We start from the raw sequence: 19,237 nt of genomic DNA on the forward strand, positions 1-19,237 counted from the left end.
TTCATCAACAGATTGCCAGTCGGGTGTAGTGCATTGAAAGAAGAGACATTTCGTGGGTTTCGGTCGCTGGCGATGCCAGTTTTATTCCTTCTGCTAAGCTCCATTTCTTGCTTCGTTCCTGTGGTTGCCAAGAGTCCGGCTCTCAGGGCTCATGTAAACATGGAGGCAGAAGCCGGGGGAGAAAGGGTTGGCGAGAGCTTGATTTTCACCGACCGTTTTGAGGCACCCCCTGTCCTCTGGCGCTCGTACGGGCCGTTTGGCGGCCGTGTTGACGAGGTTGAGGTTGCGCCAACTGCTCCTTCGACCTTGTACCTTGGAACCCGGAACGGCTTGTTTAAATCGACTGATTCGGCTGCGACCTGGCAACGTGTTGCTGGAGACCTTCCCCGAAGGCGCATCCAGGACCTTGCAGTGGATCCCACAGACTCGGACATCGTTTATGCCGCCATGCGGCCTGAACTGTACAAGAGTGAAAACGGCGGCGAGACGTGGGAAGAACTGGATATTGAGTTGTCCGACACGGACTACGGCGGGGTGACAATTGACATTGATCCGAATGATAGCCAGTCGATTAAGGTGGCCGATACGGAGGGGGAGGGAATCCTCCAATCGTCGGATGGTGGGTTGACCTGGGGCCAGCTCAACTCGGACTACCTGCCAAGTATCGAATCCTTCGCGTTATTGCAGGATGATCGTGAGCGCATTGTTGCATCCAGCAGACAGGATGGCATATCACGATTTCATCTCTCCAGCGATGGCGGGATAACTTGGAACTTGGCGGGGCTTTACCTTAGCTCCCAGCAATTTCTTTCGCTAGGAGACGGAGTGGTAGTATCAATAGGGTCCTACTTCCGGGCGGGGGCGCTAAAGAGTCTGGATGCCGGCGAAAGCTGGTCGGAGTTGCTCATTGATTGCCCGGTAGAGAATCTCGAAGACCAGCGGATTTACTCTCTGTCAGAAGCGCAAAGTGGAGGTTTCTACGCGGCAAGCGACCAAGGTGTTTACTACATCAGCTCTGATTTCGAAAGCTGTAGCCTGATTTCTCAGAATCTGATCCTTGAGCAGCAGCCGGATCGAACCGTCATGCCATTCTCTATCGCGACGGATCCAGTTGATGAAGATGCATTGTATGTTGGATCTGTCTATGCCGGACTTTTTGAGACCATGGATGGTGGCCAAAGCTGGACTCGAGTCTCACAGGGGATCAAGGCAACAGAGATCCAAGCCGTTGCCAGCCATCCCGAGAATCCCGATGTCGTTCTTGCCGCAGGCATGGGGACACCAAGTGCGGCCTCCGATTTATTCTGGTCCAGTGAGGATGCAGGTCAAAGCTGGGAAGTGAAGTCACACGGGTTGAATTTGCCGGGAGTTCAGGGAATTGCCGTGGACTCAGGGCCATCGGCCGAGCTGGCATCATCACATCTGTACGCCGTTGGCCGGGCTTCCGTCGTTCTCGGCGGCGAGTGGGTCGACCATAGCGGAGTCTTCAAATCGGAGGACGGGGGAAGTAGCTGGTCCGAATCGGGGGTGGGGGTCGAAGTGATCCCCGCACATGCTGAGAGAGGCGGCGCCTTTACGCTTCCACCCGACCCGGAAAGGCACGCTGTTGTGATTGATCACAACGGCCCGCGCAACGAGTCGGGTTTCGCGGAGGTGGTATACGTTGCCGGTAATGCACTATCGGAAGAAGACGCGTCTGGGTGCAGCCTGCTCGGTCATCGAATCTACAAGTCTCTCGATGCCGGTGAGAGCTGGGATTCTGCAGACTCGGGCCTCCCTGTCTCATGTCCATTCGAAGGTGTAGTGCAAGTCAGGGATATCGTGATTGACCCGACTGATTCAAGCACGCTCTATGCAGGCACTTACGCTTTTAGAGAAGTGATTAGCTCGGAGACCAACTATCCGGAGAACGGCGTTTTCAAGTCCATTGACGGTGGGGCGACCTGGGAATTGAAGAGTAACGGTATTCCGATGATGGGGGGAGAGGAGTCGGAAGGGCACTGGGATATCAACGCATTGGCAATCTCCGAATCTGATCCGAATACTCTCTACGCAATCGCTGAAGAAGCCTACTACTCTGGCATCGGCGATGACGGTCCCGAAACGATCTGGTATCCCTCCGTCGTCTTCAAGTCGGTCGACTCCGGCGAAAGCTGGTTCGAGGCCAATGACGGCATTCCATCTGCGTCTCAAATTCAAGCGATTGAGGTTGATCCCTCCGATCCTGATGTCGTCTACGTGACGTCAACTCCCAATGTATATCGAACGACGGACGGCGGGACGTCCTGGCTCCCGCATGGAGAGATCGAGAAGATCTCGGGAGCGAAGCGATTGGAGTTGAGCGGCAGTGGCAAGAATTCCGTCCTCTACGTGGGAGGATTCGGCGGCGTCTTCCGGTCTGAACGCGGCCAGAGCCAGTAGACAACTCGGGTCTCATCGACCTGTCAGGACCATGCCGCACGCGAGTTTGGAGATTCAGCGCACGAGCAAGCGTGTGCCACGTGCGCCAGAGGCCGGATGCCTTATCAGCGAGCCGAGGGCCCGGGAATCCTGATCTCGAAACGATCGCCGAAGGCGGCATTGATGCGCGCACGCCAAACGGACTCGCCGTCGCAGACCACGACGAGTTGTTCGCCGATGTTTTCGCTGGTGAACGCTTCCATGCTTGCAGCGGCCGGCTCGGTGAGCGCAATCATCAGGCGCTCGCTGTCTTCGGCCCGGCGGGAGACGCCGCGGACACCGCTCGCATCGACCAACGCCTCGCCGTCGGGCTGGCCGTCGACGTAGGCATGAACGTTGAAGTCCGTGCTGCACGGCGCGGGCAGTCCGGTTTCGGCCGCGGCCGGGATGATGAACAGGGCAAACAGGATGGCGATTACGGTTCGCATGGCTCCCTCTACTGATTGGTGTGTAGAGGAATTTCTGGGGGCCCGGGCGCGTATTCTCAAGTCATTCAGGGTGTTACGACCAGGCTGCCGCTCGATCGCCGGCCGAACAGGTCGGCAAAGGCGTCGCCAGCTTCTTCCAGCTTGTACCTGCGGGTCGGGGCCGTATCGATGCTGCCCTTGATTGCCCACTCGGCCAGGGTCTTGATCACCGGCGGCACCACGCTCGGGTCGGCCATGACGGTGCCGCCCCAGTTGACGCCGTGGATGGCGCAGCGCTTGAGCAGCGTCAGGTTCATGGGAATCTTCGCGATGCCGGTAACGAAGCCCACCACCAGGAAACGCCCGCCCGGCGCCATCAGGCGCAGCGCCGCCTCGGACATCTCGCCGCCGACCGGGTCGTAGACCGCATCGACGCCGCGTTTGTCGGTGATTGCCTTGACCTCGTCGCGCCAGCCCTCACTCGTGTAGTCGACGACGCTGCCCGCGCCGTGGTCGAGGCAGTGCTGACGCTTTTCCTCACTGGAGGCGCAGGCAATCACTTTCGCGCCCAGCGCCTTCGCGCATTCGATCGCGGTTGTTCCGGTGCTGCCCGAAGCCCCCAGTACCAGGACGGTCTCGCCTTCGGCGACCCGCCCGATCTCGCGCAGGCCGTAAAGGCTGGTCGCCCAGGAGATGAAGAAGTTGGCGGCGTCGACCGGCTCGATCCCCGGCGGCAGCGGTGCGCAGGAGCTGGCCGGCAGCACGATCCGCTCGGCCATGCCGCCGTGCGGCGCAAATGCGGCGACCGTATCGCCGGGCTTGAGGTGGGTGACGCCGTCGCCGACCGACTCGACCGTGCCGGCCAGGGAAGAGCCGGGCACGAAGGGCAAGTCGGGGCGGATCTGGTAATCGCCGCGAATGAGCAGACCGTCGAAGTACCCGACGCCGACACCCCCGACGTCGAGTCGCACTTCCTTGCTTCCCGGCGCTGCCGGTGTATCGATCTCGCTGACGCGAATGCCTGACGGGTCACCGAACTCGCTGATCAGGATGGCACGCATGGATTACTCGGCTATGTGGAAACGGGCCTATTGTCCACGAGCGACTGCGACCGCGTCCAGGCCGGTCAATGGCCCCGCAACTTCTCGATTCCTGCCGTGGGCTTGTAGGTGCCGTCTTTCTTGGCCGCCTTGTCGGCTCGCTTCTCTTTCAGGGATTTGGCCGGCTTCTTCTTGCCTTCCTTCGCCTGCGTGTCTCTGCCCTTGGTCATGTCGGTCTCCATTTCGACCCGTTTTCGTCAAGATGACGCAAATCGGGGTCCTTGTCTAAGACCCCGGTTCGAGGCGTTCATTCGACCGGCCGGGAAGAAATTCTCCGTCACCAGCCTACCGACTGCGACAGTTCAAGCCCCCCACGGAAGCGGTCAGTTCACCGGGCAGGTTCGTGCGGCAGTTCCAGCGCGTCGACAGGCCGTCCATCTGCTCGGCCGGCACCAGATCGAGGGTCCGGCCGTTGCCGAAGTCGGCTGAAAGATGCGCGCGAATGCCGCCGCCGGGCAGGAGTTCGATCTTCTCGATCCCCCGTGCATGCAGCCGGTCCGGCTCGAGCCCGAGCTCCTCGACCGATTCGGGCCACTCGCCGTTGACCTGGTAGTGCTCGGTGAGCATGAGCTTCAACGGCGCCATGTTCTGGACAACCCCGGCGAGCCGGGCCGCGCGCATGGCGCGTTCGAGTTCGGGCCGGGCGCCTTGTGCGTCCCCATCGCGCTCGCGCTGAAGATACTGGCGGTGATGGAGCAGGCGCTCGTGAATGGCGAGCAGGCGACAGTCGGCCTCGCTGCACTCGAAGGCGAGATTCATGCCGGTGGCCTCCTGATCGCGGCCCGGGCGTTGTGCCGTGACGAGATCGACGAAGTAGACCTCGTCGCGCTCGAGCTGGCGCGGCGGCATCGTGGAAGTGAGTTCGTCGGCCTGAAAGACCGCGTCGATACGCGCGGTAATCAGCCGTGTGCGCAGGCGCTCGCAGCTTGCTTGCCAGCCGTCGAGCTCGATCGATTCGTCTTCGAACTTCAGTGGCCACTCGACCAGCGAAGCGGCAATGTCGCAGTTCCCGACGGCAATCGACTGCACGAAGCCGGCAGCGCGCGAGCGGACGCGATCGGGGCTGGCAGTCGCCAGGCTCACGGCCAGTAGTGAAACAACGGTCAGGGTGGCTGCGGTTCGGAAAGCGGGACGGTCTGGCATCACTCTGTCGGCCTCGAGCGTATGGTGAAAGTAGCCGCAGGATACGACAGTCCGTTCGTGGCTGCCTCCGGAGGGAAGCGAGCCTTCCCGCCGACCCGGTGGATCGGCGGGAGGCCAGTCCGTTTATCGATCGCGGTGCTTGCCGCGCCGATTCTCGCGCATGGCCGACCATTGGGCCAGCTGCTCGTCGCTCAGGATCGACTCCAGGTCATCGCGAAAGCGCGCGCGGTCCTGCATGTGCCTGGCCTTGCGCTCGGCGATCAGCGTACGCAACGCTTCCTCCTGCGCCTCGCTCAGGTCGAGCTGACCCAGCACGCGGCCATGTCCGGGGCCGTGACGTTTCCCGCCGCGCTGTCCTTTTCGCTCTTCCCGCATTCGGGTATAGGCCTCGGCCTGCTCGGCGTCCAGGACGGCAAGGATTTCCCGGTCCAGGGCTTCGCGTGCGTTGCGAACCTGCTGCCGGGCTTCGGGATCGGGCTTGCCGTCGGCGTCGCGCCAATCGATTTCCTTGGCCACGTGGTCGCGATACTCATCGAACAGGACGGTCAGGGTCGCCGTCTGCTGTTCGTCGAGGTCCAGCCTTTCGGCCAGGTGATCGACCGGGCCCCGGGCGAGGGCGATCGACGAGACGCCGGCAAGCGTCAGGGCGGCGATGGTAGTCGTCAGTCGGAAATGTTTCATTGCACACTCCTTGATGGTTTGGGTTAGGGCGGTGACCGACCTCGATCATCCACGATTCCAGTGTGCGAGTTCGCTCCGACAAGTTGGGTCAAGTCATCGCTCGAAGTGTCAAGAAGTGTCCCGTTCAGGCACTGCGGTTCGACAGCGGCAGCGTCAGCTTGACTTCCAACCCGCCCGTCGCGGCGTTGCGCGCCGATATGCGGCCGCCATGCCGTTCCACGGCGGCGCGGGCGATGGCCAGCCCGATGCCCCCGCCGGCGCCGGATTCGCTGCGTCCGGGGCTCAGGCGCACGAAGGGCTCGAAGATGCGTTCGAGTTCTTCGGGTGCAACGCCGGGGCCCTGGTCGGCCACGGTCAGCCGGGTGTCGTCGCTCCCTGCCTCGAGCCGGACGGTCACGGTGGTCCCTTCCCGCGAGTGGCGGACGGCATTGCGAACGACGTTCTCGATCGCCCGGGCGAGCATGGACTCGTCGCCGTGGACTTCGAGCGCTTGCGGTGCTTCGAGCGCGACAGCGATCCGGCGCGAGCGGCCTTCGAGGCGCGCGTCGGCGACGATTTCGGTGAGACAGTCGACCAGGTCGAAATCGGCACTTTCCAGCGGATCGGCGTGCTGCAGCCTGGCGTAGGCAAGGATTTCGCCCACCAGGGCGTCGAGCCGCTCGCTCTCGAGCCGGATGCGGTCGAGGTGGCGCGGATCGTGCTCGCGCTCAGCCAGCGAGAGTGCGACCTGGATGCGCGCCAGCGGCGAGCGCAGCTCGTGCGAGACATCGCGCAGAAGCTGGCGCTGCCCCTGGATCATGCCCGACAGCTGCTCGGCCATGCGATTGAAGTCGCGCGCCAGCCCGCCGATTTCGTCGCCGCGGCGGGTGAGGCGCGGCGGCAGCCGGGCGGCCAGGTCGCCACCGCCCAGCGCGCCGCCGGCCTCGCGCATGCGCTGCAGGGGGCCGGCGATATAACGCGCCAGGCCGAAGCTGATCAGCCCGCTCATGACGATCGCGACCGCCAGCAGCCCGAGCGGGCCGAAGGGGCCGAACAGCCGGAACAGGAAGGGCCGGGGTGGGCGCGTCATGATCAGCAGGTACTCGCGCCCGCCCGGGGCTTCCAGTACGCGCGTCCAGCGGCGAGACGAGGTCTCCGTGTCGGGCGTCTCGCCGTCGCGCCAGGCCGCGACCAGCGAGCGGCTGGAACGCGGCAGGCGGTTGTCCAGGATCTCCTCGCCGTCGCGGTCGACGATGTGGAGCTCGAGCGCGCGCGAGCGCGCCCGGGTGCGCATCAGCCAGTGCCGCAAGCTGCGTTCGCCGTGGCGAGCCAGGGCCGACTGCGCCGGTTCGACGACGCGCTCCTCGATGAACGCTTCGCGCTCGAGCTCTTCACCGCGCTGGTAGCGATGGATCTGGGTGTTGATGAGCACCACGGCGACCAGGCTGAGCACGATCACCGCCCAGAAGGCCAGGAAAATGCGGATCGACAGCCGCTTCATGCGCCCGGCTCTTCGGGTGTGAGGCAGTAGCCGCGCCCGCGGATGTTGCGGATGGTCACGCCGGCGTCGGCCGCCTCGAGCTTTTGTCGAAGGCGGCTGACGTGCGTGTCCACGCTGCGGTCGAAGGGCTGGGCATCGCGCCCGAGCGCGTGCTTCGACAGCGCATCCCTGGAGCGGACCTCGCCGGGCGCTTCGGCCAGCAGCTCGAGCAGCCCGAACTCCGCACCGGTCAGGGCGATCTCGCCGGTCGCGCTGCGGGCGCGCCGGTTGCCGGTATCGAGCTGCAGCCGCCCGACCTGGACCGACCGCCCGGCGGCCTGGCCCGAAACCGGTTCTCCGCGTCGCCAGACCGCGCGCAGGCGTGCCGCCAGCTCGCGCGGGTTGAAGGGCTTGGGCAGGTAGTCGTCGGCGCCAAGCTCGAGGCCGACGATCCGGTCGGTGTCGTCGCCGCGCGCGGTCAGCATGATCACCGGCACGTTGCTGTGGCGCCTGATCTCGCGCAGCACGTCGAAGCCGTTGGCGCCGGGCATCATCACGTCGAGCACGACGGCGTCCAACGCGGCGTCGGCCAGTGCACGCTCGCGGCCGCTTTCGCCGTCGTGAACGCAGTCGACCGCCATGCTTTCGCCACCGAGAAACTCCTCGAGCATGGCGCAAAGCTCGACATCGTCGTCGACGATCAGAACCCTGGGCTGAGTCATGCCCCCAATGTAGCGCGTTCGCACCGAACTTGTCCGTTTAGAACTGTCAAGAACCGCGAAGCGGGGTACAATGCGCGCCGCTTCAATTGCGGTCCATCCTGGGTGGGTTTCGGCTCATCCGGCCGCGCCATCCCTCCGATTCGACCTCCGGGTTTCCGCCAGGCCGGGCATCGCCGCCCGGGCCGACAAGGTTTTGCTGTCCATGAATGCTCTGTACGCCATCCGCCGCGACTGGTTCTCCAACCTGCGCGGCGACGTGCTCGCCGGCCTGGTGGTCGCGCTGGCGCTGATTCCCGAGGCCATCGCGTTCTCGCTGATCGCAGGTCTCGATCCGCGCGTCGGCCTGTATGCCTCGTTCTGCATTGCCGTGACGATTGCCTTCACCGGCGGCCGCCCGGGCATGATCTCCGCGGCCACCGGCGCGATGGCGCTGCTGATGGTGACACTGGTGCGCGAGCACGGGCTGGAGTACCTGCTCGCGGCGACCATTCTCACCGGCCTGCTGCAGATCCTTGCCGGCTACCTCAAGCTGGCCGACCTGATGCGCTTCGTCTCGCGCTCGGTCGTCACCGGCTTCGTCAATGCCCTGGCCATTCTCATTTTCCTGGCCCAGATCCCCGAGCTCATCGGCGTGCCGACGGCCGTCTACCCGATGGTCGTCCTCGGCCTGGTCATCATCTACGGCCTGCCGCTGATCACCCGCGCCGTGCCGTCGCCGCTGATCGCCATCGTGCTGCTGACCGTCCTCGCGGTGGTGTTCGGTATCCAGCTGCCCACCGTTGGCGACAAGGGCGAGCTGCCCGACGCCCTGCCGACCTTCCTGTTGCCGAACATCCCCTGGACCTTCGAGACCCTGATGATCATCCTGCCGGTCTCGCTCACCCTGATGGTCGTGGGCCTGCTCGAATCATTCCTGACCGCGCAGATCGTCGACGATCTGACTGATACGCCCAGCAACAAGCACCGCGAAGCAAAGGGGCAGGGCATCGCCAACGTGGTGTCGGGCTTGTTCGGCGGCATGGCCGGCTGCGCCATGATTGGGCAGTCGGTGATCAACGTGAAGTCCGGCGGCAGGGGACGCCTGTCGAGCCTGGCCGCCGGCGTGTTCCTGCTGCTGATGATCGTCTTCCTGGGCGACTATGTCGGCATGATTCCGATGGCCGCCCTGGTGGCGGTGATGATCATGGTTTCCGTCGGCACCTTCAGCTGGCAGTCGATCGCCAACCTGAAGCATCACCCCAAGACCTCGAGCCTGGTGATGATCGGTACCGTCGTGGTCACCGTGTTCACCCACGACCTGGCCAAGGGCGTTCTCACCGGCGTGCTGCTCTCGGCCCTGGGGTTCGCGCGCAAGGTCAGCCAGGTGCTCGTCGTCGGAAAGCACCTGGAGGACGAAGGCCGGACGCGGCGCTACACCGTCACCGGTCAGGTCTTCTTCGCCTCGGCGGGTGAATTTCTCGCCGCCTTCGACTTTCGCGAGGTGATCGAGCGTGTCCGAATCGACGTCACGGGCGCCCATCTCTGGGACCTGAGCGCCGTCGGCGCGCTGGATCGGGTCATACTGAAATTCCGTCGTGAAGGGGTCGAGGTGGAACTCGTCGGCATGGATGAAGCCAGTCGTACCCTCGTGGATCGCCTGGGCGTCCACGACAAGCCCGACGCCGAGAAACTGCTGGGACACTGAGGAGCACGCGATGAGCAAGACCGCCTACACCATTCCCGCCGACGGCAGGATCATGGCCTGCGTGGATGCCTCGATCTACGCCGACTCGGTGATCGATCACGCAGCCTGGGCCTCGAAGCGGCTGGATGCAGCGCTCGTGTGCCTGCACGTGCTCGACCGTGAGACGGCCCACTCCCCCACGGCTGACTACAGCGGCAATATCGGTATCGACACGCAATCCGCGCTGCTCGAGGAGCTCGCCGAGCTCGACGCCCAGCGCTCGCGCGCGGCCATGCGACAGGGCCGCTCGCTGCTCGAGCGGGCCACGAAGCGTGCCGTCTCGGCCGGAGCGATCGAGCCCGAAGCCCTGCAGCGGCACGGTTCGCTCGTCGAAACGGCCACGGAGTTGGAGGACGATGTCCGCCTGTTCGTCATCGGCAAGCGCGGCGAGTCGGTCGATTTCAACAAGGGCCACCTGGGCGCCAATCTCGAGCGCACCGTTCGCGGCGTCAACCGGCCCTTGCTGGTGACCTCGCGCAAGTTTCGCCCGATCGAGCGTTTCGCCATCGCCTTCGACGGCAGCGCCACAACCCGCAAATGTGTCGAAATGGTCTGCATGAGCCCGCTGCTCAAGGGCCTGGCGTGTCACCTGATCGTCGCCGGCAGCGAAGACGACAAGCTTCGCGAGAGCCTGGGCCGGGCGCGGCAGGAGCTGGAGGCGGCGGGCTTCGAACCCCGGACTGTCGTTCAGCCCGGCGATGCCGAACAGGTCATCATCGACCAGGTCGGACAGCTCGATATCGACCTGCTGGTCATGGGCGCCTACGGCCACTCGCGCATCCGGCACCTGATCGTCGGCAGCACGACGACATCGGTGCTGCGAAGCTGCATGATTCCCGTCCTGCTGCTGCGCTGAGCGCGTCCGGCTTATTCCGGCCGCTCGATCTCCTGCTCGCCGGACTTCTTCCCCACGGCGGCGGGCAAGCCGGTTCCGGGCAACACCTCGTCGAGTATCGCCTGTTCCACCGTGCTCCGTTGTCCGGCAGGAACCGGAAGGCGGATGACCAGGTGAACTTCCGTCGCACTCGGCACGTGGAGCGTGACCCGCGGTTCCACGGGCGGAATTCCCAGCCCCCGCATTTCGCCGGCGCGGCCCATGTGCTGCCGCGCCAGGCTGATGAACGGCTCGCATTGTCGTTTGGCCGCCTCGAGGAAAGCCTGACGGGCACTTTGCCAATCGTCTTCCCGGCGGAACGGAACGGTGAAGACGTGAAAGCCATAATTCTCGGTAAAGCTCTCGTTGACGATCGGCTTGGACACGAAAAGCGCGTTCGGAATGACGATCATCCGTCCCGTGCGCTGGTGCATGGACTTGCCAGGACCCACCTCCATGATGGTCGTCGCCAGCAGGTTCTGGTCGATGACGTCGCCGCGGAAGTCCTTGACCTGGATACGGTCGCCCAGGTTGAAAGCGCTCGAGCCGCTCTTCAGCAGTGATCCGCTCAAGCACAGGATGAGTTCCTTGGTCGCAACCACGAAGGCGACTGCAATCGCAACGATCGACAGCGCCAGGGTGCGCAGTTCGTTGCCCCAGATCAGGACCAGCCCCAGCAGCAGGAGGAGCAACAGGCCGTTGCGCGAGTTGACCAGCCACTTGCGCCGGAGTTCGGGTGCGGCGACCCTCCGGCGGATAAAGCGCGCCGTCAGGGCGCGCGTCAACAGCACGGAAGCGAGCAGGATGACCGTGCTGACGACCAGGCTGAAGGCTGAGTCGGGTATCGAGAAGCTCGGCAGCCATTCCATCACTACGCCCTCTGGAGCATTTCCTGAAATCAAGCGGACTGCAGAGGATAGCAGCAGGAGCGGTTCGCGCGCCGTGGCTTGACCGGAGTGCAGCTGCAGGACTAAGCTTTCTTCGGCCCCGTCGGCCGGGGATACCGGCGGCGCCCCGAACGGAAAGGTTCAGCCCCATTCGAACTTCACGGCGAGTTCAATCGTGTCAGCAAAAGAGAAAGTCGTCGCATTACTGCGCGCTGCCGACATCGAGATCGATGGCGAGCGCCCCTGGGACGTGCAGGTCCGTGATGAGCGGCTGTTCGACCGCGTCATGGCCGAGGGTTCCCTGGGCGCCGGCGAGGCCTACATGGACGGCTGGTGGGATGTCGACAAGCTCGACGAATTCTTCACCCGCGTCCAGCGCGCGCGACTCGATCGCGAAATCCGCGCGCCTTCAACCCTTTTGCAGGTGCTGCTGAGCAAGATCGGCAACCGTCAGAACCGCCGACGCTCGCGCCAGGTGGCCGAACAGCACTACGACCTGTCCAACCGCCTCTACGAGGCCATGCTCGGGCCCACCATGCAGTACACCTGCGCCTACTACGGCCCCGAGGGTGAGGACAGGACCCTCGACCAGGCCCAGCGCGCCAAGCTGGCGCTGATTGCCGGCAAGCTGCACCTCGAACCCGGAATGCGCGTGCTCGAACTCGGCGGCGGGTTCGGCGAGCTGGCGCGCTACCTGGCGGCCGAGCACGGCTGCGAGGTGGTCAGCTACAACATTTCCCGACGCCAGGTCGAGTACGCGCGCAAGATCTGCCAGGGCCTGCCCGTCGATATCCGGCAACAGGATTACCGCGATGCCGGAACGGCGGCGGATGAATTCGACCGGGTGGTGAGCATCGGCCTGATGGAGCACGTCGGGCCAAGGAACTACCGGGGGTTCTTCGAGCTCATCAAGTCGCGCCTGAAAACGGGCGGCCTGGCCCTGGTTCATACCATTGGCGGCAACGCCAGCCGCACCGCCGCCGATCCCTGGATTACCCGCTACATCTTCCCTGGCGGCGTGATTCCGTCCGAGGCGCAAATCACGCGCGCCAAGGAAGACTTGCTGGTGCTCGAGGACTGGCACAACTTCGGCCCGGACTACGACCGCACGCTGATGGCCTGGGAGGCGAACTTTCTCGATGCCTGGCCGGAGCTGAAAACGTCCGAGGGCCTCGACGAGCGTTTCTACCGCATGTGGCGCTATTACCTGAACATGTCGGCCGGCGGCTTCCGGGCGCGCGGCATGAACCTGTGGCAGATGGTGTTCAGTCACGGCGACGTGCCCCGCTACGTGCCAGTTCGCTGAATCATGAGTGCTGCGAACTGGCAGGCACACCGGCGGCGTGTCGAGTCACTGGCGGCCGCGCTCACCGACTCCGACGGCCCCGTACGGCTTCGCAAACGCACCAGCAACCTGTTCCGTCCGCGCGAGGATGCCGGGCGCACCGAACTCGACGTCGCCTCGCTCAACCATGTCATCGAAATCGATGCCGATGCCGGCGTGGCAGAAGTCGAGGGCATGACGCCCTACGCCGACCTGGTCGAAGCGACCCTGCCGCACGGCTTCGCGCCCGCCATCGTTCCGGAACTGAAGAGCATCACCGTCGGCGGCGCGATGACCGGCCTGGGCATCGAGTCGAGCGCGTTCCGCTACGGGCTGGTGCATCACACCGTCCGGGACATGGACGTGCTCGTCGCCGACGGCCGCGTGCTGACCTGTTCACCGGACGAACGCCCGGAACTGTTCTTCGGCTTCCCCAACTCCTACGGCAGCCTCGGCTACACCACCCGACTTCGCGTGGGGCTCATTCCGGTCGGTAAGTACGTTCGCCTGGAGCACACCCGGTTCAGCGATCCGCACAAATTGTTCGCCGAAATAGCCGAAGAATGCGCAGAACCGACCTGCGACTATCTCGACGGCGTCTATTTCGCGCCCGGCGAGTTCGTGCTCACGCGCGCCGGCTTCGTGGATTCGCTGCCCGCGGACACGACACCGAGCGACTACACCTGGATGCAGCAGTACTGGCAAAGCCTGCGAACCAGGCGCGAGGACTACCTCACTATCCACGATTACCTGTGGCGCTGGGACACCGACTGGTTCTGGTGCAGCAAGAACCTCGGCATGAACTTCAGACCCCTGCGTTTCATCATGGGCCGCAAGCGCCTGAACAGCATCACATACCAGAAGATCATGCGCGCCAGCCACCACTGGCCCCTGAGCATGCTCCAGTACGTGAGGCCACGCACCGAGTCGGTCATCCAGGACGTGGACATTCCCATCGACAATGCCGCGGCCTTCCTCGCCGACTTCGAACAACACATCGGCATCCGCCCGGTCTGGATCTGCCCCTTCGTCGTCCCCGACGGCCGCTTCTCCTTGTTCGAGCTGCGCACCGACACGCCCTACATCAACTTCGGGTTCTGGGACATGGTCCGTTCGAACGAACCGGACGGCCACTACAACGCACTGGTCGAAGAACTGGTCGCCAAACACGGTGGCAAGAAGAGCTTCTACTCGCGCAGCACCTACGATGAAGCAACCTTCTGGTCGGAGATAGATCGAGAAACCTACCAATCCCTCAAACGGGAGTGCGATCCCGGGGGGCGCTTCCCGGGCCTGTATGAAAAGGCGGTAAAAGGCCGCTGAGTGCGCCGCTCGCGATTGCGCGTTAGGATGTTTGCGGGAAGGGTTGGCTCGAAGCAGAGGGACAATCCCATGAATGACAAAGCATCAGTCGCTCCGACACTGGCGTCGCGTCTTGCCTGCGCATGCAACTGCGCTTACGGCATCAGTTCGAATGACGGCCACTACGCGCCGCCGAATATCTACGAAGCGGGAGTCGGGTGGATTGGCACCCCCGAACCCATCTCCGCCCCCGAAGCCGGCCAGCCCGACGGCCCGCGTGTCAACGCCTGCCTGGTGGGCCGCAACGGCGACGGTATTGTCCTGGCGTTTCGCGGAACGCTTCCGCCGGCCTGGACCGTGGCCAGCCTCGAGGACTGGTGGCAGGACATCGTCGACTCGGAGCCGGTGTCGGCCGCGCCGCTGCCCGGCAAGGTTCACTCGGGGTTTCTCGCCGCCCTCGACACGCTCTGGAGCGATGTCCTGGCCGCCGTCCGGGGCCTGCGCGCCGCTCACCCGTCCGCGCCGCTGCTGGTCACCGGGCACAGCAAGGGCGGACCGCTGGCCAGCCTTGGCGCCGCGAGGCTCTGTCTCACAGACGACATGCCGATCGAACAAGTGATCACCTTCGCCTCACCGCATCTGGGTGACAGCGATTTCGTCAAAGGCTATCCGTCCGCCATCAAGGTAGCCCGATTCGAAAACTACCTCGACCTCGTGCCTTTCCTGCCGCCGACCGATGCCTTCTACGAGCTGTTCCATGAACTCATGCCGGCATCCTGGCAAGCGGAGTTCTGTCGCTGGTTCCCCTCGATCTGCAAGGCACTGGACTATGCGTCACAGTGGCACTACGAATCGCTGGGCGAACTGCAGTACGTTACCTGGGAGGGCAAGGTCGTAGGGCAGGGCGACGACCAGGCTGACCCCTATTGGCGCTTTGCGCAGATCCTGGGAGCGCTCTTCGGTATCGGCGATCAGGAAGAAGTGGTTCAGGCCGCCCGGGACGAGCGCTCGGTCAGCTTGACCGAAAGCGGCTTGACCCGCATCGGAGCGGCCCACTGCATCGGTTGCAAGTGCGGCCAACCGGCCGGGCTTTGTGCCGGTGGCTACATGATGGGGTCGGGAGGAAATTCAATCTGCCCAGGTCTCTGACGCTCAATCCGCTCCCCGTCCCAGGCTGGGATACACGTTGCATGGGTTTACCTTGACCGTGAATCCAGTGCATCCAGATGTTCGAGTCGGCGCTGGGCCCGCTTGCGGATCGCTACGGAGAGCAAGCCCGTGACGATGACAACGGCCACCAAGGCCAGCGAGGTATTGAGCCAGTGCTCGGCATCTTCAGCGCCCGAGTAGTGACTCACGGCGGCTACAACCAGGACTGCAGCGAACAGCCCTGCAACCAACCACAAGCTGACGCGCCAGTAGCGAAGCCGGTTCAGCTGACGGCGACGCTCCAGGGCCAGCAGCGCTGTCGCATCGGCTGGAGAAGCCAGCCAGTTGCTCCGGCGCAGTCGATAGACCCACCAGGAGAACCACCCGGTCAGGCCTGCCAGCGCGACGACGAGCATCCGCTCGATTGCATGCAGGTCCTGGAACGTCGCCACGGCCAGGCAGGCCGCGATCACGATCAGGTTGAAGGTCGCCTCGAACGCGGTAACGACCTTTTCGCGGCGATTGCGCCGGTGCGTATCGGACAGCAGGGCTTCGACGTCCAGCGTGGAAGCCGACTCCCGCTGCCATTCCTGCCGCCATTGTTCGAGTTCGTGATCAGTGTTCATGGGCAGCATCCTTTGCAAGCAGTTCCTTCAATTGCCGACGCCCCCGGCTGAGGCGTTGAGTGACAGCGTTCTCTTCAAGCCCCAGCGTTTCCCCGATCTCGGCATGGCTGAAACCCTCGAGCATCAGCTCCACGCACTGGCGATAGTTCAGCGGCAAGCGTCGAATGGCGGCGGCAAGGTCGAGCTTGTCGGGCAGCGATTGAGCGGCGGGTCCAGACAGCTCGGCGGGATCCTCGGCGGAAGCATGGCGATCCAGTATTCGCTGGCGATGCATCACGTGATCGATCGCGCGATTGTGCGCCACGCGGGCGACGAAGGTCTTCAGGCTGGCCTGTCCGCGGAACGAGGGCAGCGCCTTCCAGATCGAGAACACGATCTCCTGAAGCAGGTCCTCGCGAAGCGCCGCATCCGCCTCGTAGCTCATGGCTACACGCGAAAGCATGGGGCCGAACTCATGCAGCAATTGTTCGAGCCGGGCATCGGAATCGCTCAGCGCCACGCTCCGTCCTCGGCGAGTGGCTGAGCGATGCTGCGGAAAGCCACCAGGCCGACACACAGCAGCCAGGGTCCGGTCAGCAGCGCGCTCAACAGGAAGGTCGCCGGCGCCAGGAAGACAACGGCCATGGTCAGCAGCGCCAGCAGGCCCATCGGCACGACGTGTCGCACGACCAGACGGATGCTTGTCATGACTGCCCGCCCGGGAGGCGGTCGTTGGATCAGCAGTAGCGGGGTCGCGAACATCAGCAGGGTCGAGAGCGGAATTCCGGCCGAGAATATCAGCCCCATCTCGAACGCGCTCAGCGACAGATCAGGCGCCGGGTTGGAAAACACCAGCAGGTCGACTGCTTCGGGGCCCAGGATCAGGCAGGCGACGCCAACTTGCAGGAAGTAGACCAGGAGCGATAGCAGCGCCAGCCCGGCCAGCGCCGCCCACTTGCCGCCGATGCGACCCGCAGCACGAGTCAGCTGCAGCCGCCCGCCGGTATCGAGCTGGTCGAGCGCCAGCCAGATGACGCCGGTGAGCATGCCCAGCACCCACTTGGAGGCAGGCACGCCCATCGACGGGATGCCGGCCTGAACCAGGATCTCGACGGCGAATAGAAGCACCATCACAGCGAACAGTCTCAGCGGTGCGACAAGAAACAGCCGCCACCCGTTTGCCAGCCAATCGAGAAACGTTGCAATGCCGTGCTGGTCGGTGCCGGTGGTCAAGGGCCGGGAGATTGTCTTGGCAATATTCATGGGCGCTTCCAATGGTTGTTGTTTGTCTTGGTTTCCATAGACAGCCCGATCGAAGCAAACCTGACACGGATCTCTCGTGACTTCCGGACTACAATGCCGGCACCTGCCAAAAAGATGCCCCGGGACTCATCGAATGTCACTTACGATCCGCTACCTGCACGACAACAGCGTTCGAAAGGCCGCACGAGAGGCACTGGAAAATTCCAAGCGCCTGTTTCTCTGCGGTTACTTCAGCGAGGCCATGCAGGTGACCGATCAGATGGTCGGCCCCGGCCCCTGGGCGCTCGATGCGCACAACGATCTGGCAGGGCATCTTGCCTGGGTGCACTCGATCTTTTGCTGGGCCAACCGATCCGATTTCCCCGGTTTCGCCGACGAGCCCGCCAGGCAATTCGCGCAGCTGAAGGCCGAGTTCGAAGCCGATCTTGAAGACTGCCTGGATTTCATGGTTACGAGCGATCGAATCCAGAATGGGGAGGCCGGCCACGACTGGAGCGAGGCGTATTTTGCGAAAGTCGAGCGGATGGAACTGGAAGACGGGATCTACAAGGACTACGGGCAATTCTCCGCCGAGCTCGATATCGTCCTGAAGGACCGGCTGCGTACCGCGCTGAACCGTAACGGCCGCGATCTGTTGGGCGGGCTGGGATTTGCGCTTGCCGCTGATGATTCAGCCGGCCCCGATCTGCGCGTGGCCGAAGCAAGTCGAAACTACTCGACCCGAAAGCTGGTCGATGTTCTGGCGCGTTGCTTCAACCGGTTTCCCCATGGTCTGGACTACATGGCGCAACGTTGCTTCACCGCCGCGATGATCCTGGCCCTGTCGGAAGACCAGTCCGAGCTTGCGCTCGAGCAGCTGAGGATTCTCATGACCGATGACGATCTGGGTGATCTCCTGCAGTTGGTGACCTGGCCACCGCTATTCCGGCTGCTCGGATCAGGTGCGCTGCGCGACCACCTGGAACTGGATGACGAGGCCGTGGCCACTTATCTTGCGGCATTCGCCGCCAGACAATCCGTCGCCAAACCGGCACCGGAGCCGGTTCCTGAGCCAGCACACGATGTTGTCGGTCTCGACGCATTTCGGAAGCTCATCGAAGGCGGTTCGATGGGACGCGCCGAGACCTGTCTGCTGGACATCCCGGACTCTGATCAAGCGGCCATTGCCATTCGGACCAGCGCGTCGACACTGATCGACGACTGGAAAGCCTTGCGCGGCATGGTCGAGCAAACCGGGCGCTGGCCAATCGTGACGATCGGCTGGGGTCAGGGCGGAGATGGCTGGGAGGAAGCCATCCGGAGTGCCGACCTTTTCATGCGCGAACCCTATCAGTCCGAGGTGTATGACGGCGTCCGCCACGGTCTGAGTCCCGCGGCCCTGATTGCCGGTGCGAGCCACGTTGATATCGACCAGTCTCTCGTGGAAATGGCCGAACTCAACGAAGAGCCCATTGAAGAGATTCTCGAGTTCGAACTCGAGCAGATCGAGTCAGTGTATGGAAAGGCGCCCGATCAGGCCGAGGTGTTGGCGCAGATCGATACCAGGGCCCCCACAGCTCGCATGGCCATGAATCAGTACCTGCATCAATGGCTGCTGGCGCAGGGTTGTGAACTCCAGGTGGAAACCGCCCACATCGACTGGTTCCAGCCCCAGGACAATGACACGCTTGCCATCGTGCTGTTGCCCACCGCGAACCCCTGTGATGCGCCGGCATACCTGCAATGGTTCGGCGCCGAATCCATTGGCACGGAAGTCGTCATTGCCATGCTCAGAAAGTGGCATGAACGCTACGGCGCGGAACTGGTTTGTCACTACGGCACCATGCTGCAGTTCCAGGTCAGCACCCGCCCTGCGAGCATAGCCGAGGCATTGCGCCTGGCATGGGAGCAGGAGCTGGTCGCGCCCTGCACCACGGCGCTGCCGGGCGTGTCGCTTCTCGAGCATGCGCTGGCGCTGATGGCCAGCGACACCTGGTTCCTGCATGAGCGGCCCTGATTGACTCGATGGAGCTGCGGTTGTCAGACCGGTCCGCCGCAGGTGCATGTTTCCGCTGAAACGCAACGCATCATTTACCGTGAGCGCGACAGCGGCCGGTTTCTGCGCTACATTGCTCCAACTTAATCAATCGCAACGGTAA

18 protein-coding genes are annotated in these 19,237 nt (G+C 63.7%); 7 read left to right on the top strand and 11 right to left on the bottom strand.

Annotation, left to right across the window (positions count from 1 at the left end; genetic code table 11):
* Positions 1 to 33 precede the first annotated feature (33 nt).
* A complete protein-coding gene (locus ACDC67_RS02150) occupies positions 34 to 2,421 on the top strand; it encodes a WD40/YVTN/BNR-like repeat-containing protein (protein WP_376690197.1) in 2,388 nt (795 codons plus the stop codon).
* A gap of 104 nt (positions 2,422 to 2,525) precedes the next feature.
* Here ACDC67_RS02150 and ACDC67_RS02155 read toward each other — a convergent pair whose 3' ends face one another.
* From ACDC67_RS02155 to ACDC67_RS02185, 7 genes are all read right to left on the bottom strand, one after another.
* A complete protein-coding gene (locus tag ACDC67_RS02155; RefSeq protein ID WP_376690198.1) occupies positions 2,526 to 2,888 on the bottom strand; it encodes a SecDF P1 head subdomain-containing protein in 363 nt (120 codons plus the stop codon).
* A 65-nt stretch (positions 2,889 to 2,953) separates the two neighbouring features.
* Entirely contained in the window at positions 2,954 to 3,928 is a 975-nt protein-coding gene (locus ACDC67_RS02160) for an NADPH:quinone oxidoreductase family protein (protein ID WP_376690199.1), read from the bottom strand.
* A gap of 65 nt (positions 3,929 to 3,993) precedes the next feature.
* On the bottom strand, positions 3,994 to 4,149 hold the full coding sequence (locus ACDC67_RS02165) for a hypothetical protein (RefSeq protein ID WP_376690201.1): 156 nt from the start codon (positions 4,147 to 4,149) through the stop codon (positions 3,994 to 3,996).
* A 103-nt stretch (positions 4,150 to 4,252) separates the two neighbouring features.
* Positions 4,253 to 5,110 carry a pilin gene (locus tag ACDC67_RS02170; RefSeq protein WP_376690202.1) on the bottom strand — a complete coding sequence of 286 codons (858 nt, stop codon included), beginning with the start codon at positions 5,108 to 5,110 and terminating at the stop codon, positions 4,253 to 4,255.
* Between the two features lie 123 nt (positions 5,111 to 5,233).
* Complete coding sequence (locus tag ACDC67_RS02175; RefSeq protein WP_376690204.1) at positions 5,234 to 5,791, bottom strand: hypothetical protein; 558 nt, start codon at positions 5,789 to 5,791, stop codon at positions 5,234 to 5,236.
* A gap of 124 nt (positions 5,792 to 5,915) precedes the next feature.
* On the bottom strand, positions 5,916 to 7,271 hold the full coding sequence (locus ACDC67_RS02180) for a sensor histidine kinase (RefSeq protein ID WP_376690206.1): 1,356 nt from the start codon (positions 7,269 to 7,271) through the stop codon (positions 5,916 to 5,918).
* Complete coding sequence (locus tag ACDC67_RS02185) at positions 7,268 to 7,972, bottom strand: response regulator (protein WP_376690208.1); 705 nt, start codon at positions 7,970 to 7,972, stop codon at positions 7,268 to 7,270. Before ACDC67_RS02185 ends, ACDC67_RS02180 begins: the two co-directional genes overlap by 4 nt.
* Positions 7,973 to 8,174: 202 nt before the next feature.
* On the opposite strand from ACDC67_RS02185, the gene ACDC67_RS02190 reads away from it, so the two are divergent.
* Both ACDC67_RS02190 and ACDC67_RS02195 read left to right on the top strand, forming a co-directional pair.
* A complete protein-coding gene (locus ACDC67_RS02190) occupies positions 8,175 to 9,656 on the top strand; it encodes a SulP family inorganic anion transporter (RefSeq protein WP_376690209.1) in 1,482 nt (493 codons plus the stop codon).
* A gap of 10 nt (positions 9,657 to 9,666) precedes the next feature.
* Positions 9,667 to 10,551, top strand: a complete 885-nt coding sequence (locus tag ACDC67_RS02195; RefSeq protein WP_376690211.1) for a universal stress protein — start codon at positions 9,667 to 9,669, stop codon at positions 10,549 to 10,551.
* A gap of 11 nt (positions 10,552 to 10,562) precedes the next feature.
* Here the strand turns inward: ACDC67_RS02195 and ACDC67_RS02200 are convergent, their stop codons facing one another.
* Positions 10,563 to 11,438: a mechanosensitive ion channel domain-containing protein gene (locus ACDC67_RS02200; RefSeq protein WP_376690213.1), complete on the bottom strand. Its 876-nt coding sequence runs from the start codon at positions 11,436 to 11,438 to the stop codon at positions 10,563 to 10,565.
* 193 nt (positions 11,439 to 11,631) lie between these two features.
* Between ACDC67_RS02200 and cfa the strand changes: the two genes are divergently transcribed.
* The 3 genes from cfa (at position 11,632) to ACDC67_RS02215 (ending at position 15,231) form a co-directional block, all read left to right on the top strand.
* Positions 11,632 to 12,762 carry a cyclopropane fatty acyl phospholipid synthase gene (gene cfa / locus ACDC67_RS02205; RefSeq protein WP_376690215.1) on the top strand — a complete coding sequence of 377 codons (1,131 nt, stop codon included), beginning with the start codon at positions 11,632 to 11,634 and terminating at the stop codon, positions 12,760 to 12,762.
* A gap of 3 nt (positions 12,763 to 12,765) precedes the next feature.
* Positions 12,766 to 14,103, top strand: coding sequence for an FAD-binding protein (locus ACDC67_RS02210; protein WP_376690217.1), 1,338 nt, complete (start codon positions 12,766 to 12,768; stop codon positions 14,101 to 14,103).
* Positions 14,104 to 14,172: 69 nt separating this feature from the next.
* On the top strand, positions 14,173 to 15,231 hold the full coding sequence (locus ACDC67_RS02215; protein WP_376690219.1) for a lipase family protein: 1,059 nt from the start codon (positions 14,173 to 14,175) through the stop codon (positions 15,229 to 15,231).
* Positions 15,232 to 15,278: 47 nt separating this feature from the next.
* On the opposite strand, the gene ACDC67_RS02220 is transcribed toward ACDC67_RS02215, so the two are convergent.
* Genes ACDC67_RS02220 through ACDC67_RS02230 form a run of 3 tightly spaced genes read right to left on the bottom strand, consistent with a single transcriptional unit; the run spans position 15,279 to position 17,099 of the window.
* Positions 15,279 to 15,857 (bottom strand): hypothetical protein, encoded by a 579-nt coding sequence (locus ACDC67_RS02220; protein ID WP_376690221.1) that lies wholly within the window; start codon positions 15,855 to 15,857, stop codon positions 15,279 to 15,281.
* The gene (locus ACDC67_RS02225; protein WP_376690222.1) at positions 15,847 to 16,356 is read right to left on the bottom strand and encodes an RNA polymerase sigma factor; all 510 of its coding nucleotides are present in this window, start codon (positions 16,354 to 16,356) and stop codon (positions 15,847 to 15,849) included. Before ACDC67_RS02225 ends, ACDC67_RS02220 begins: the two co-directional genes overlap by 11 nt.
* Positions 16,347 to 17,099 (bottom strand): hypothetical protein, encoded by a 753-nt coding sequence (locus ACDC67_RS02230; protein WP_376690224.1) that lies wholly within the window; start codon positions 17,097 to 17,099, stop codon positions 16,347 to 16,349. Before ACDC67_RS02230 ends, ACDC67_RS02225 begins: the two co-directional genes overlap by 10 nt.
* Positions 17,100 to 17,232: 133 nt before the next feature.
* Here ACDC67_RS02230 and ACDC67_RS02235 point away from each other — a divergent pair, with 133 nt between their 5' ends.
* Entirely contained in the window at positions 17,233 to 19,095 is a 1,863-nt protein-coding gene (locus tag ACDC67_RS02235; RefSeq protein ID WP_376690226.1) for a DUF4253 domain-containing protein, read from the top strand.
* Positions 19,096 to 19,237: the final 142 nt, after the last annotated feature.

The sequence above is a fragment of the Wenzhouxiangella indolica genome, assembly GCF_042310355.1.
In the GTDB taxonomy this organism is placed as follows: Bacteria; Pseudomonadota; Gammaproteobacteria; order Xanthomonadales; family Wenzhouxiangellaceae; genus Wenzhouxiangella.